Source organism: Nakamurella sp. (genome assembly GCF_044224575.1).
Taxonomy (GTDB): Bacteria; Actinomycetota; Actinomycetes; order Mycobacteriales; family Nakamurellaceae; genus Nakamurella.
In genome coordinates this window covers 344,415-358,145 of sequence record NZ_JBGAKE010000003.1, presented here as the reverse complement: position 1 = coordinate 358,145, position 13,731 = coordinate 344,415, and the positions used below count along the sequence as shown (strand labels likewise).

The following is a 13,731-nucleotide window of genomic DNA, read 5'->3' as shown; positions in this document are numbered from 1 at the left end:
GGTCGGCGGGGATTCGTACGAGGGGTGACCGCGAGCGCTGCCAGGAGCACCGATGGATCACTGAGCCACGCACCCAACCCACCGGAGGTATCGGTGTTGAATCACTTGGAGTGTCTTTTGTCCATCTTGGCACCAACCCCGGGGGTGGGTGGGAGCGAGGTCGGCGAGATCGTTCTGCACGAGTGGTCGACCGAGGAGACCCGGCCGGTGGAATCGGCCGCCGCGGTGACGCCGGCGCCCGACCGGGATTCCGATCTCGGCAACCTGTGCTGGTAGTCGGCCGCGCGTATCCACGGCGACGAGTTCGGGCCGGCCGGCGTTGACCACGGAGTTGGTGCCCCCGCCCCATACCTCGCAGGAGGCGGTGGGGTGGGCCCGTTCGGTGTTGACTCCCGGGGCGGCGGTGGTCGTGGGGATCGCGATACCCGCCGGGGTGACGACCGCGATCGACCTGGCCGTTCTGGACACGGACGGCCGGTTGCGGGCCAACGACCGGATCGACAGCCCGGGCGGCTGGGCGCTGACCACGCTCGGGTTCGCGGCGGCCAGCCAGTTTCTACTCGCCTACAACGCGGCCAACGTCCGGGAGTGGCTGACGTTCCACGCACGCCGGGCCGGGTTCCCCCTCGGGGAGTTGGCCTCGCCCGCGCACTGGAGCTGCGTCATGCGTGCCCGATCGGCGGCGATCGGCCGGCCGGACCGGCTCTATCCGCTGGGGACCGCGTCGGGCGCGGTGGCGGCGGCCCGGCTGGCGCTCACCGTCATCGAGGACATCGCCCATGGCCGCTACGTGCCGGCGGCCGAACCATGACGGTCGCGGGCGGGCGTCGGAATTGATGGGTAGGGAACGAGGATCGGGGGAACCGGAATGGCGAAGGTCGTGGGGCCACCGGGCCGGGACGATCGGCCGGTGCGCACCGTCGGCGATCGTCGGGTGACGACGTCCGGCCGGTTGATGGCTCTCGTCGACGCGGTGCGCCGCAGGGTCCCCGGGGCGGAACCCCGCGGCCGACGACGGGTCGTGACCTCCGGGCGGCGGTAGCGCTCGGCGCCCTGCGCGACATCCCCGGACGACCCCGACCGCCCGGGGATGTCGCGGAGGGCGCCACGCACTCAGGCGTCCGGGTCGATCAGCCAGGTGTCCTTGGACCCGCCGCCCTGCGACGAGTTCACCAGCAGCCCCTCGGATTCCAGCGCGACCCGGCTCAGCGCCACATCCGGCACCACCACGGACCCGTCCCGGCCGGCGAGCGCGAAGACCCGCAGGTCGACGTGCCGCGGTCGAAGTCCGTCCCGGGTGAGCGTGGGGTGGCAGGAGAACCGGATCACGTCCTGCGCGATGAACCGGTGCGGTGCGGCGTCGACCTGCTCGACCATCGCCGCGACCTCCGCCTCGGTCAGGTCGGGCCCGATCAGCACACCGGAACCGCCCGATCCGTCGACCGGTTTGACCACCAGCTCGGCCAGCCGGTCGCGCACTCCCTCGTACTGACCAGGGTGACCCAGCACCCAGGTGCCGACGTCGCCGATCAGCGGCTCCTCGTCCAGGTAGAAGCGGATCATCGGGTGGACGTAGGCGTAGATCGCCTTGTCGTCACCGACGCCGTTGCCCGGGACATTGGCCACCGCCACAGTGCCCGCCCGGGCGGCCGCGACCAGCAGCGCATCGGCGGCCGCATCCACCGGCTCACCGGCGATCAGCTCGTCGTCGCCGAGCCGCCGGTAGAGCACGTCGACCGGCCAGGGCCCGGCCGGGCCCGTCGCGACGACGCCGTCGGCGTCGCCGGCGAGGTCGTCCGGGGTCAGCACCGGCACGTCCATCAGGTCGGCCAGCAGCCGGTGCTCGTACCAGGCCGAGTTGGCCGGGCCGTCGGACAGCACCGCGACGTGCGGGATCTCGCGCGGGCAGCGCGGCGGGCGGGCCTGCCGCAGCGCCGCCAACAGGTCGCGACCGACGGTCTCCGGGGAGCGCAGCCCGGGCCACGGGTGCAGCGCCGGCAGCGACGCCGCCGCGGTGCGCCGGTTCGCCACCGCGTAGGCCAGCCCGGACGGCACCCGCAGGTTGTCCTCCAGCACCACCCAGTCACCGGTCGGGGCGTGCAGCAGGTCGAAGCCGATCACGGTCGCCCGTGGTCGGCCCCCCGGGGCCAGATCGGCAGCGGCGGGCAGGAACCCTGGACAGTCCCGGACGACCGCCTCGGGGATGATCCCGGCCTGCACGATCCGCATCGGACCGTAGACGTCATCCAGGAACGCGTTGAGCGCCCGGGCCCGCTGCCGGAGGCCGGCGCGGATCGCATCCCAGTCGGCCGGGCCGATCACCCGGGGGATCGGGTCGAGTGGGAACGGCTGCTCGGTCGGCACCCCGTCGATCTCGGCGATGAACGAGATGCCCTCCTCGACCCGGCACCGGTCCAGATCCCGGGCCGTGGCCCGCAACCCGTCGATGCCGCCCGGGGTCAGGGCGTCGATGATGGCGGCGTAGCCGGGCCGGACCGACCCGTCGGGGGTGACGGCCTCGTCCAGCGGGCCGGGTTCGTACCCGTCGAGCAGGTTCACCTGGCGTCTCCCGTCCGGCTCGTCCAGCGCAGGTGCCAGTCGACGATGCCCTCGGTCGAGGCGATCCGACCCTCGCGTCCCACGATGGTGTGTCCTTCCCCGGGCAGCAGCATCAGCTCGGTCGGCACCCCCGCGGCGGCGAGCGCGCGGGCGGCCTGCACCGACTCGATGACGGGCACGTTGGTGTCGCTCTCGCCATGCATGAAGAACGTCGGTACCCGCATCCGGTCGAACCGAACCAGCGGGGACAGCCCGGCCAGCAGCTCGGCGTCGGTGACCGGGTCGCCGTACTCGGTGATCGACGCGGCGGCCATCCACGGCTCGGTGTGCACGAAGAAGGTGCGCAAGTCTGACATCCCGGCGTGGCTGGATCCGGACGAGAAGAGGTCCGGGAACCGGGTCAGCGCGATCATCGCCAGGTAACCGCCGTAGGACCAGCCGTGGACGGCGACCTGGCCGGGGCTCGTCACACCCTGCGCGATCAGGTACTCGACGCTCGTCCGGACGTCGGGGAACGATCCCTCGCGCCGGTCCAGGTCGTCCAGGGCGGTAAAGGTGGCGCCGTAGCCGGTGGAGCCGCGCACGTTCGGCGCGAAGACGGCGAACCCGCAGGCGACCAGCGACTGGATCAGGATCGAGAACGCGGGTCGTTCCTCGGCCTCCGGACCGCCGTGCAGCAGGACGACGGTGGGGAACGGCGGTTCGCCGGCCGGCCGGTACAGGAGCCCGTGCAGCGGCAGCCCATCCGGCGCCCGGTAGCGGCGCCGCTGCGGCACACAGAGTTCCTCGTCCGGCAGGCGCGGGACCGGCAGCCCGTTGATCCGCCGGGCGACGGGTGGGGCGTCGTCGGGGTGGTCGACCAGGTCGACGTGGTACAGGCTGCGCGGGGCGACCGGTTCGGTCAGCTCCAGGACGCCGGACCGGCCGTCCGGCAGGACCGACCAGCCGGGCATCACCCGCCGGCCGATATCCACGCGATGCCCGGCTCCCGTTTCCAGGTCCCGCATCTCGATGGCACTGTGCCCGGACATGTTCCACACCAGCATCGCCCGGGCGCCCTGGTCGAGCACCGCGTAGGCGTCCAGGTCGGCATCGTCCCGTTCGGCGAGAACCCGCAGGCGGCCGGGGGTGCCGTCCGCATCGAGCGGGACCCGGGCCAGGGCCGGATGTTCCCGTCCGGCGCCCACCCGCAGGTACACCGCCGAGCCGTCGACGGCGAACCGGCCGTCCTCGGACTGGTCGCCGCCGGCCGGGAAGTCGGCGTGCAGCAGCCGGCGGGGCGGCGGCAGTGGCGCGTCCGGGTCCGAGGGGACGTCGGCCAGTACCAGGTGCCGGAAGCCCCGGGGGCCGCGCCGGGCCACCAGCCGGGTGGCGTCCGGTGAGACACCGGTGATCAGCAGGAATCCGCCGGTCGCCACGCGCCGGACGTGGCCGCTCAGCACGTCGACGAAGCAGATGTCGGCGTCCGGGGAGCGCCCATCGGCCAGGGAGAACGCGTAGGTGGTGGGCAGGTTCGTCCAGCACCCGGCGAACACCGTCTCCTGCTCGGCCATCCCGGCCAGCGCCCGGTGGTCGGTCCCGTCCGGCCGGATGGCATGCAGCTGGGCGCGGATGAAGCCGTTCGGCGAGACCAGGTAGGCCAGCCACTGCCCGTCCGGGGACCAGGCCACCGAGATGACCTCCTGCTCGGGCAGCGAGACCTGGCGGGGGGGCAGGTCGACGTCGTCACCGGTCGGGTCGAGATGCACGACCTCGAGCCGGGGCAGCCCGGACCGGTCGGTGACGTAGGCGATCTGCCGTCCGTCCGGCGAGATCGACGGGCACCAGGAGCCGACGACGCCGGCGATGCTCTCGATCTTCTCCCGTAGCAGTGGGGTCAGCCCGGGGCGTGCGTCCAGCACCGCTCAGCCCACTCCGTGCCGCTGCAGCCACATCTCGAGCAGGCCGAGCTGCCAGAGCTGGTTCGATCCCAGCGGTGTGCGGCGCCGGTTGGGGTCGGCCAGCAGCGTGGCCACGTAGTCCGGGTTGAACAGGCCGCGGTCGCGGGCCGCCGGCGCGAGCAGTGCGTCCCGGACCCGGGCCAGGTACGGGCCCTCCAGGTTGATGATCGCCGGCACCGGGAAATGGCCCTTCTTCCGGTCGATGATCTGCCACGGCAGCACCTTGCGGGATGCCTCCTTGAGCACACCCTTGCCGCCCTGGGCCAGCTTGAGCGCGGGCGGGACGGCGGCGGCCAGCTCGGCGAACTCGTGGTCCAGGAACGGCGTCCGTGCCTCCAGACCCCAGGCCATGGTCATGTTGTCGACCCGCTTGACCGGATCGTCGACCAGCATCACCTGGGAATCCAGCCGCAGCACCCGATCCAGGGCGGTGTCCGCACCGGCCCGGTTCAGGTGGGCCTCGACGAAGCCGCGCGGGGCGTCGTCCGGGATCGTCCACCGCGGCTGCAGGATGCCGTCCATGGTGGCCTTGTCCCGGTCGAAGAACCGGCCGGAGTAGACCTCCAGGGCGCGCTCCGGCTGGACGTCCGCCAGCGGCGGGTACCAGTCGTAACCGGCGAGCAGCTCGTCCGCCCCCTGCCCGGACTGCACGACGGTGACGTGCTGGGAGACCGCCTGGGACAGCAGGTAGAACGCGATGCAGTCGTGACTGACCATCGGCTCGGCCATCGCGCCGACGGCGCCGTCGAGCCCGTCCAGCACGGTGCTCGAGGGCATCATCAGCTTGTGGTGCCGGGTGTCGAACTCCTTGGCGATGATGTCGGAGAACTCGAACTCGTCGCCCTCCCGGTCGCCCACCCGCTCGAATCCGATCGAGAACGTTTGCAGGTCATGCTGTCCGGCCTTGGCCAGCAGGGCAACGATGACGGAGGAGTCGATCCCGCCGGACAGCAGGACACCGACCGGCACGTCGGCGACCATCCGCCGCTCCACCGCGGTCTGCAGGGTGTCCAGAACGAGGTCCTGCCAGTCGTTCTCGGTCAGCCCGGCGTACCGATCGGTCCGCTGGTGGGCCGGTGACCAGTAGTGCCGGTCGGTGCTGGTGCCGTCCGGCTCGACGACCCGGACGGTGGCCGGCGGGAGCTTGCGGACGCCGGTCAGGATCGTGTACGGCGGTGGGACCACCGCGTGAAAGCTCATATAGAAATTCAAGGCGACCGGATCGATCGACGTGTCGATGTCGCCGCCGGCCAGCAGTGCCGGCAGGGACGAGGCGAACCGCAGGCGCTCGGCGGACTGGGCCAGGTAGAGCGGTTTGATGCCGAGCCGGTCCCGGCCCAGGATCAGCCGGCCGGTCCGGCGCTCGAACACGGCGAACGCGAACATCCCCATGAAGCGGTCGACGCACTCGACCCCCCACCGGTGGTAGGCCTTGCCGATCACCTCGGTGTCGGAGGTGGAGAAGAACCGGTAGCCATACCCGGACAGTTCCTCGCGCAGCTGCTGGTAGTTGTAGATGCAACCGTTGAAGACGGTGACCAGGCCGAGTTCGTCGTCGACCATCGGCTGGGCGCCGGCCTCGGTCAGATCGATGATCTTGAGCCGGCGGTGGGCGAGGGCCACCCGCCCGTGGTGCCACAGGCCGTGCCCGTCGGGTCCGCGCGGTTCCATCACCGCGGAGATGCGGGCCAGCCCCTCGAGGTCGGGTGGCTCGCCGTCGAACCTGAACTCACCGCTCAGCCCGCACACGATGCCCTCCCCGGGACGGATGTGGCCGGTCGCGATCGGTGAGCCGGCCCCACAAGTCACTGTGGCAAGTCATTGACGCTACACGCGGTTCGTGTCGCTGCCGTGTCCGCCACCGGCACCGCACCGGCACCGTGCGGGCCCCTCGGCCGCCCCTGCTCCGCAGTTGATCATGGGATCACGGCCGTTCTCGCTGTCGCTTTCCGGCCACCAGCCCATGATCAACTGGGGGTGGGTGGTCAAAGAGGTTGACTATAGGCACCGGTCGGGGACAAGATGGTCAAACAGGTTGACCATCGCCGAGGAGGCTTCATGCCCGTCATCGCCGCACCGCCGGCCCCCACCCATGAGCTGCCCGGGGCCCGCTTCACCGCCCTGGCCACGCCCAGCCGGGGCAGCACCGACACCAGCGTCTGGCGGGTGGAGATCGACCCGACCACGCCGGCGACCCCGCACCAGGTGACCCGGGAGGAAGTCTTTGTCGTTCTCGACGGCACGGCGCGGGTCCGGATCGGCGGCGCCGAGCACATCGCCGGGCCGGGCGCGTCGATCGTCGTTCCGCCCGGGGTCCCGTTCGAGCTGGCCGCGGCCGGCGACGCGCCGATGCGGGCGCTGTGCGTGCTGCCGGTGGGCGGTCAGGCGCAGCTGCCGGGCGGGGAGCCGTTCACCCCGCCCTGGGCACAATGATCGATCCGGCGGGAGCGCCGGCGACCGAGCGGATCCCGCTGGCCCGGCTGTTCGCCATCGGCTACCGCGTCCTGGTCGACGGGTTGCACCGGCGGCTGGCCGAGCGGGGCTGGACGGATGTCCGCGTCACCTACGGCTTCGTCCTGCTGGCCGCCCGGTCCGGCGAGCTGCGGGGGGCCGACGTGGCCGCTCTGCTCGGGGTGTCCAAACAGGCGGCGTCCAAGCTCGTCGACGGCCTGCAGGAGGCCGGATACGTGATCCGGCAGCCGCACGCGAACGACGAGCGGGCCAAGTTGATCCGGCTCACCGAACGCGGTGTCGCCCTGCTGGCCGTGGTGGAGGAGATCTACGCCGAGCTCGAGGCATCCTGGGCGGCGCTCATCGGCACCGATGCCGTGGAATCGCTGCGGGCCGACCTGACCGCGGTGCTGGAGCGGACGCACGGCGGGCGGCTGCCGGTGATCACTCCGCCTTGAGCCCGTACCCCAACCGAAGTTGATCATGGGCTCGCGGCCGTTCGGCCCGAGGCGGAACGGCCGCCAGCCCATGATCAACAGCGGTCAGGCGGTCACCATGAACGAGCGCTCGTCCAGGCCGGTGGCTCCGTCGGGCACGACGCCCTGCACGGCGTCGGTCTGCACCGCCCCGGTGGCGTCGATCGCCCGGCTCCGCACGGTGTGTTTGCCCGAGGCCGCGTCCGGCCAGTAGTAGACCCACTGCCGCCAGGTGTCCGCGCCGACGTCGCCGGACAGGGTGGCGTCCTGCCAGGGGCCGTCGTCGATCTGCACCTGGACGCCGGTGATGCCGGTGTGCTGCGCCCAGGCCACCCCGGCGATCGCGACCCGGCCCTTCGACACCGACTCCTGGGTCCGCGGGACGTCGATCCGGGACGAGGTCTTGATCGGCGCCTGGGCCGACCAGCCCCGGTCGGTCCAGTAGGCGCTCACCTCCGAGAACCGGGTCAGCTCCAGGTCGACGACCCACTTCGTCGCCGAGACGAACCCGTACAACCCGGGCACCACCATCCGCACCGGGTAGCCGTGCTCCACCGGTAGCGGCTCACCATTCATCGCGTACGCGAGCAGCGCCTCCCGACCATCGGTCAGGGCCGCCACCGGGGTGGTCACGGTGAAACCGTCGACACTCGTCGAGTAGACGCAGTCGGCGCCGGCCTGCGGTCCGGCCAGCGCGAGCACATCGGCGATCCGGACGCCCTGCCACACCGCGTTGCTGATGTAGTCACCGCCGACCGGGTTGGAGACGCAGGTCAGCGTCACCATGTGCTGCACCGCGGGCATGGCCAGCAGGTCGGACCAGGACAGCGTGATCTCCTTGTCCACCAGACCGTGCACGCGCAACTGCCACTGATCGGTGGTCAGCCGGGGCACCACGAACGCGGTGTCGATGCGATAGAAGTCGGCGTTGGGGGTGACGAACGAACTGATCCCGGTCACGTCGTCGAGGGTGTCGGCCGGGGCGATCGCCGCGTCGATCGTGGTGGCCGCGGGCAGCGCGACGGCGCCGCGGTTGGCCGCGACCTCGGCGGTGCTGGGAATCCAGCGGGCGACCGCACCGGCCGCCACCGCCAGCAACGCGCCGATCCCGGCGAAGCGGAAGAAGTCCCGGCGGGTCGCGCCCGCTGAACCCTCGGCCGCGGTCGCCCGGGCCATCGGGTGGGCGGCCCCCGTCCGGTCCGGCTTCGGGTTGTCCGGGTCGACGGGGTCCTCGGCGGCCACCGGGTCCGCGGACACCGTCGCGGTCGGCGCGGTCGGCGCGGTCGGCGCGGTCGGCGCGGTCTGCCGGCGGAAGGCGTTGACCAGGAACCACAGGCCGCCGACCGCCCCGGCGAGCAGCGGCAGCAGGTCGATCACCGAGGAGCCGGGCCGGGCCAGGATGGCCACCGCGGTGACCACCACGAGAATCCCGGCGATGCCGACGGCCACCCGCGGCCGGTCCCGTCCGACGACGCCGATGCCGAACCCGACGACCACCAGCGTCAGGCCCATGCCGACCAGCAGGGCGGTCTTGTCGTTCGTGCCGAAGGTGCTGATCGCGAACTGTTTGAGCCATTCCGGGGTGAGCGCGATGAACGTCTGGCCCAGCGAGCCGAAGGGCGACGACTCCGGGTTCAGCCACCCGAGGAGCTGCGCGGCCGCGGACAGCAGTTCGGCGACCGCCAGGGTCAGGCCGAGCGCGACGATCCCGATCAGCCCGGACAGGGCGACGCCCGGTCGCCAGCCGGGGGTCGGCGGGGGTGCGGCGGGCTCGGCCCGACCGGCGGAGAACTCATTGGACACGACCACGCCCTCCATGGTCCGCCCCCCGACGGCGAACACCACGATGAAAGCAACGTCTCGTCATCGGGTCGTAAGAACTTCGGATCACGCAGCGGACACGTACGATCACCCGATGCAACCGGCGGTCCGGACCCATCCGGTGAGGTCCGCCCGCCGAATCACCGGCGGACGATGATCACCCCCGCGCAAGGAACCGCCGATGCCTGATTCCGAACCCGCTCGACCCGGCCGGCCGCTGGCCGCGGTGCCGGACGACACGGTCGAGCGCGACCGAACCCCCGAGGAGCTGTTGCGGCTCACCGCGCTGGGACGGGAGGACGCGTTCGAAGAGCTGTACGACGCTTTCGCCGCCCGCGTGTTCGGGCTGGCCCGCCGGGTGGTCCGGGACCCCAGCCAGGCCGAGGAGGTCGCCCAGGAGGTGTTCCTGGAGATCTGGCGGCGGGCCAGCCGCTACGACCGGACGAAGGGGTCGGCGACGTCCTGGATCATGACGCTGACCCACGCCCGGGCCGTCGACCGGGTGCGATCGGCGCAGGCGTCGACCGACCGGGAGATCAAGGTCGCCCACGCCTCGACCGAGCGGGACGTCGACACCGTCGTCGAAGCGGTCGAATCGAACTTCGAGCGGCGCGCCGTCCAGCGCTGCCTGGGCACGCTGACCGAGCTGCAGCGTGAATCCATCACGCTGGCCTACTTCAGCGGTTACACCTACCGCGAGGTGGCCGAACTGCTCACCGCACCGCTGCCGACCATCAAGACCAGGCTGCGCGACGGTCTGATCCGGCTGCGGGACTGCCTGGGGGTGACGTCGTGAATGAGGCTTGCCGAATGAACCATCAGCGCAGTCGGCGGCGCCCCCGGTGGGGTGGCCGATCCGGCGCGGCGACTCCGAAGGGGGTGACGGCGTGACCACACCGGACATGCATCTGGACACCGGCGCGCTCGCCCTGGGGGCGCTGCCGGCGGACGAGCTGCCCGCCATCGAGGAGCACATCGGCACCTGCGACTCCTGCCGCGAGGAGCTCGCCGGATTCCGGGAGACCGTCATCCGTCTCGCCGCGGTGGCGGCCGAGGCGCCGCCGGCATCGTTGCGGCAGGCGGTGATGGCCGCGATCGCGGTGACGCCACAGCTGCCGCCGGTCGACCGGTCGAGCGGGACGTCGGCGCAGACCACCGTCGGGCGCGACCGCGCTCCGGACCTGCCGCCGGACCCCGGTGACCCCGGCCCGTCCCGGGACGATGTCCGCACGCCGGACGAGTGGCCGGACATCGTCGGGCCGGATCAGGTCGTGCCGGACAACGTCCGCCCGTTGCGGCCCTGGTACCGGCGTCCGGCCAGGTGGATCGCCGCGGCCGCGGCCGCGGTGATCCTCGGCGGGGGGCTGGTCGCGATCAACCAGTTCCGCGGTCAGCAGCAAGTGGCGCAGACGCCGGAACAGTGCGTCGCCACCGCCACCGACCGGACTCAACTGACGCCGGAGAGCGGCCCGGGCACCGTGTTCTACGCCCCGTCCTGTGCCGCGGTGACCGTCGATGTCACGGGGTTGCCGGCGCTGCCGGCCGACCGCACCTATCAGCTGTGGGCGTTGTCCGAACAACCGACCACGACACCGCGGTCGCTCGGCGTGTTGCCGGAAGCCGCGGCCGGGCAATCGCAGACGGTCACCCAGCCGACGCAGCCGGGTGAGAACGCGGTGGCCATCACCGCCGAACCGGCCGGTGGATCGGCCTCGCCGACCCTCCCGATCGTCTGGATGACCGACCTGACTTCCTGACACCGGTCAATCAGGGCCCGATCGGACACTGTCCTTGAGCCGAAAGAGTGACGACCGACCTTCGGAACTCGTGCAACCATTCAATGGTCACTGTCCGTCTTGGGACTGTTGGAGTTGGAGGTCGGGTGAGCCCGGAGGAGGAGGCGCAGTTCTCCGTGTACGTCAACGCGCGCCGGGATCGGGTGCGTCGCATCGCGTACCTGTTGTGCGGTGACTGGCATCGGGCCGACGACCTGACCCAGATCGCCTTCGTCAAGCTCTACGGAGCCTGGGCAGACATTCGCGACTACGCGGCGCTCGATGCCTTCGTCCGGCGCTGCCTGATGCGGGCCGCGGTCGATGAGTCGCGCCGGCCGTGGCATCGGGAACGGGCCGTCGACGCGGTGCCGGATGCGCCGTCGCCCGGTCTGGACCTGGCGTCGGTAGTGGCCGACCGGCAGTTGGTGCGCAGTGCGCTGGACGAGGTGCCGCCGGGGCAGCGGGCGATGTTGGTGCTGCGGTATTTCGACGGATTGGACGTGGCGGCCACGGCGGCCGCGATGGAGTGTTCGGAGGGCAACGTGAAGTCGCAGACCGCCAGAGGGCTGGCGGCCATGAAGCAGGCGCTGGTCCGGCAGGGTGCGGTCGGCAGCGGCGGGAGCCGGCCATGACCGATCCGGAAGACGTGGACGGGGCCGGCCTGGGCCGGTTGCTGACCGACCTGGCCGACGATCCCGACGCGCCGCCCTCGTCAGTGTCCGCGCTGTCGGTCATCGCGGCGGCGAAGGCACCGGCCGACCGGGCAACGGCGGGCCCGTCGTCGGCCGGTTCGGTGCCGGCCGGTGGGGTGCCGGCCGGCGGGGTGCCGGCCGTCCGATCCGCCGGGCCCACCGCCGTGCCGGAGCGGGGTGCGTCGGTCGGTGAGCTGCACGTGTTGTCGGTCCGTGAGGATGCCGACCGGCGGGCCAAACGGCGCCGGACGATGATCTTCGGGGGCCTCGCGGCCGCTTGCGCAGTGGCAGTGGCGGCGGTCGTCATCCCGATCGCAGTGTCGAACTCGTCGAGCACGACGTCGGCAGGCTCCGCGGCCGACCAGACCGCGGCCCGGGCGGAGAGCGCGGGTGCGGCGGCCGCGGCGCCGTCGGGCGATGCCGAGGCGTCGGGCGATGCCGAGGCGCCGGCCGGCGCGGATGCGGGTGCGGGCGGCGCCGCGGCGGCGCCGACCGTCGACCCGTCGAACCCGGACGCCAATCGTCCGCCGCCCGGCGAGAGCGCGTTGAGCCAGACGGTGCCGGTTCCGGGGGTGACGGCGCCGGGCGAGGGCGCCGCGGCCGGCGGTCCGGACGCCGGCGGGGGCGCGGTCGCGAGCTGCTGGCCGGCCCTGTCCGATGCTGCGTCCGCAGCGCTGGTCGGCGCGCTCCCGGCGGGTGCGTTCGGGGCGCCCGGCGCGCTCGGCCTGGGCTGCCCGGCCGACCCGGTCGGCGGCGCCCAGTTGGCCGGCACCGCGCCGGACACCCAACTCGTGGTCCGGGTGACCCGTGCCGACCCCGGGGCGTGTGCCCAGTCGGCCAGCGAGACCGGGGCACGCTGCGTCGCCCGCGGCGGCGACCAGTACGTGTCCAACGATTCCGGCAACCTGTCCGTCTATGCGTACGGCAGCGGGTACGAGGTGGAGGTCGGTGGACGGCCGGCCACGGGCATCGCGCCCATTCCGTCCGGGCTCACCGCCGACCAGTTGTCCGCGGCGGCTGCCGCCGTGCTGGGCACGCTGGGCTGAACTCGTTTCGAGGCGCATGGGAGCCGCGCCTGGCCCGGTCGACATCGGCCGAGCGAGTGGCGCGTGGCCGGTTCGCGTGCGCCGGTGGCGCGCCGGTCGCGTGGCCGGCAACCGGAGGGGCCGCGGCGTGCCCCGGCTCGAACCCGGGCCCGCCCCGGAGCTCGGGGTGCGCTGATCAGGCGGCGACGCCCGGCTTGAGCCAGAGAGTGAACCGGGTGATCGGCAGGAACCCCAAACGCAAGAAGCCGGGCCGGCTGTCGTCGCTGGTGAACGCGGCCGCGGGCAGGTCGGCGGCGTCGTCGACGCGCGCCCAGACCAGCGACCGCCAGGCTCCCCGCCGGCGGGCCGTAGACAACGTCGCGGCCAGGCAGAGGTTCACCAGGCCGTGCCCGGTGTGCCCGGAACCGAGCGCGGCCGGCCGCCCGTCCACGTAGGCGACCCGGATCCGGAGCGGCCCGTCGAGCAGGGAGGTGCCGAGCAGCGCGTAGGCCGGCAGACCCTCGGCCTCGGGCAGCGGGTAGCCGTCGATGGCGACCCGCTCGGCCATCGCCAGTTCGACCGCGTTGTCCACCCGCACCACGGTCACCCCCGGCGGCGACGGCGTCTCGTGCGGTCCGGGCGCCCGGACCACGAACATCGGGTGCCCGATCAGCGTCCAGCCGCGCGTCGTCAGGTTCGGGGTGGGCCACGCCGACAGCACCATTGCCGGATGGGCGCCGGTGAAGAACGCCTCGATCTCATCGAGCAGGGCGTCGTCGGGCCCCAGAATGGGCCGCAGGAGAGTGGCCTGGTTCGTGTACATCACCGGCCCACCGGAGTCGGCCAGGGCCAGACCGTCTCGTCTGACGTGCCGGCCGCCGGTTGCCGCCGCGAGCAGGTCGGCGACGTCGGCCTGGTTGTGCAGGAAGGCTTGGATCACCGAGTGCCCGGTGAAGGAGTCGTCCAGCCAGCCGCCGCTGTGCGTCATCGCC

At 72.5% G+C, this 13,731-nt stretch carries 13 protein-coding genes; 8 read left to right on the top strand and 5 right to left on the bottom strand.

Annotation, left to right across the window (positions count from 1 at the left end; all coding sequences use genetic code 11):
- Positions 1–144 precede the first annotated feature (144 nt).
- Both ACILSK_RS05520 and ACILSK_RS05515 read left to right on the top strand, forming a co-directional pair.
- A complete protein-coding gene (locus tag ACILSK_RS05520) occupies positions 145–276 on the top strand; it encodes a hypothetical protein (protein ID WP_395726121.1) in 132 nt (43 codons plus the stop codon).
- A gap of 58 nt (positions 277–334) precedes the next feature.
- Positions 335–811, top strand: a complete 477-nt coding sequence (locus ACILSK_RS05515; RefSeq protein ID WP_395726120.1) for a hypothetical protein — start codon at positions 335–337, stop codon at positions 809–811.
- Between the two features lie 302 nt (positions 812–1,113).
- Here ACILSK_RS05515 and ACILSK_RS05510 read toward each other — a convergent pair whose 3' ends face one another.
- The 3 genes from ACILSK_RS05510 to ACILSK_RS05500 are packed head-to-tail and all read right to left on the bottom strand — an operon-like array spanning position 1,114 to position 6,248.
- On the bottom strand, positions 1,114–2,559 hold the full coding sequence (locus ACILSK_RS05510) for a circularly permuted type 2 ATP-grasp protein (protein WP_395726119.1): 1,446 nt from the start codon (positions 2,557–2,559) through the stop codon (positions 1,114–1,116).
- Positions 2,556–4,460, bottom strand: a complete 1,905-nt coding sequence (locus ACILSK_RS05505) for a S9 family peptidase (RefSeq protein WP_395726118.1) — start codon at positions 4,458–4,460, stop codon at positions 2,556–2,558. Before ACILSK_RS05505 ends, ACILSK_RS05510 begins: the two co-directional genes overlap by 4 nt.
- Before the next feature lie 3 nt (positions 4,461–4,463).
- Complete coding sequence (locus tag ACILSK_RS05500; protein WP_395726117.1) at positions 4,464–6,248, bottom strand: N-acetylglutaminylglutamine amidotransferase; 1,785 nt, start codon at positions 6,246–6,248, stop codon at positions 4,464–4,466.
- A gap of 309 nt (positions 6,249–6,557) precedes the next feature.
- Here ACILSK_RS05500 and ACILSK_RS05495 point away from each other — a divergent pair, with 309 nt between their 5' ends.
- Both ACILSK_RS05495 and ACILSK_RS05490 read left to right on the top strand, forming a co-directional pair.
- Positions 6,558–6,932, top strand: coding sequence for a cupin domain-containing protein (locus ACILSK_RS05495; protein WP_395726116.1), 375 nt, complete (start codon positions 6,558–6,560; stop codon positions 6,930–6,932).
- The gene (locus tag ACILSK_RS05490) at positions 6,929–7,408 is read left to right on the top strand and encodes a MarR family winged helix-turn-helix transcriptional regulator (RefSeq protein WP_395726115.1); all 480 of its coding nucleotides are present in this window, start codon (positions 6,929–6,931) and stop codon (positions 7,406–7,408) included. The genes ACILSK_RS05495 and ACILSK_RS05490 overlap by 4 nt, the downstream gene beginning before the upstream one ends.
- An 84-nt stretch (positions 7,409–7,492) precedes the next feature.
- Here ACILSK_RS05490 and ACILSK_RS05485 read toward each other — a convergent pair whose 3' ends face one another.
- On the bottom strand, positions 7,493–9,244 hold the full coding sequence (locus ACILSK_RS05485) for a molybdopterin-dependent oxidoreductase (protein WP_395726114.1): 1,752 nt from the start codon (positions 9,242–9,244) through the stop codon (positions 7,493–7,495).
- Positions 9,245–9,428: 184 nt separating this feature from the next.
- Between ACILSK_RS05485 and sigK the strand changes: the two genes are divergently transcribed.
- From sigK to ACILSK_RS05465, 4 genes are all read left to right on the top strand, one after another.
- The gene (gene sigK / locus ACILSK_RS05480) at positions 9,429–10,043 is read left to right on the top strand and encodes an ECF RNA polymerase sigma factor SigK (RefSeq protein ID WP_395726113.1); all 615 of its coding nucleotides are present in this window, start codon (positions 9,429–9,431) and stop codon (positions 10,041–10,043) included.
- Between the two features lie 91 nt (positions 10,044–10,134).
- Complete coding sequence (locus ACILSK_RS05475; RefSeq protein ID WP_395726112.1) at positions 10,135–11,004, top strand: anti-sigma factor domain-containing protein; 870 nt, start codon at positions 10,135–10,137, stop codon at positions 11,002–11,004.
- 125 nt (positions 11,005–11,129) lie between these two features.
- The gene (locus ACILSK_RS05470) at positions 11,130–11,654 is read left to right on the top strand and encodes a SigE family RNA polymerase sigma factor (RefSeq protein ID WP_395726111.1); all 525 of its coding nucleotides are present in this window, start codon (positions 11,130–11,132) and stop codon (positions 11,652–11,654) included.
- Positions 11,651–12,760, top strand: a complete 1,110-nt coding sequence (locus tag ACILSK_RS05465; RefSeq protein ID WP_395726110.1) for a hypothetical protein — start codon at positions 11,651–11,653, stop codon at positions 12,758–12,760. The genes ACILSK_RS05470 and ACILSK_RS05465 overlap by 4 nt, the downstream gene beginning before the upstream one ends.
- A gap of 175 nt (positions 12,761–12,935) precedes the next feature.
- Here ACILSK_RS05465 and ACILSK_RS05460 read toward each other — a convergent pair whose 3' ends face one another.
- Positions 12,936–13,727 carry a hypothetical protein gene (locus ACILSK_RS05460; protein ID WP_395726109.1) on the bottom strand — a complete coding sequence of 264 codons (792 nt, stop codon included), beginning with the start codon at positions 13,725–13,727 and terminating at the stop codon, positions 12,936–12,938.
- Between the last annotated feature and the right edge of the window lie 4 nt (positions 13,728–13,731).

Coding starts and splice junctions, on each gene's coding strand:
- ACILSK_RS05490 (WP_395726115.1), top strand. CDS start 6,929: ATGATCGATCCGGCGGGAGCGCCGGCGACCGAGCGGATCCCGCTGGCC.
- sigK (WP_395726113.1), top strand. CDS start 9,429: ATGCCTGATTCCGAACCCGCTCGACCCGGCCGGCCGCTGGCCGCGGTG.
- ACILSK_RS05485 (WP_395726114.1), bottom strand. CDS start 9,244: ATGGAGGGCGTGGTCGTGTCCAATGAGTTCTCCGCCGGTCGGGCCGAG.
- ACILSK_RS05460 (WP_395726109.1), bottom strand. CDS start 13,727: ATGACGCACAGCGGCGGCTGGCTGGACGACTCCTTCACCGGGCACTCG.
- ACILSK_RS05465 (WP_395726110.1), top strand. CDS start 11,651: ATGACCGATCCGGAAGACGTGGACGGGGCCGGCCTGGGCCGGTTGCTG.
- ACILSK_RS05495 (WP_395726116.1), top strand. CDS start 6,558: ATGCCCGTCATCGCCGCACCGCCGGCCCCCACCCATGAGCTGCCCGGG.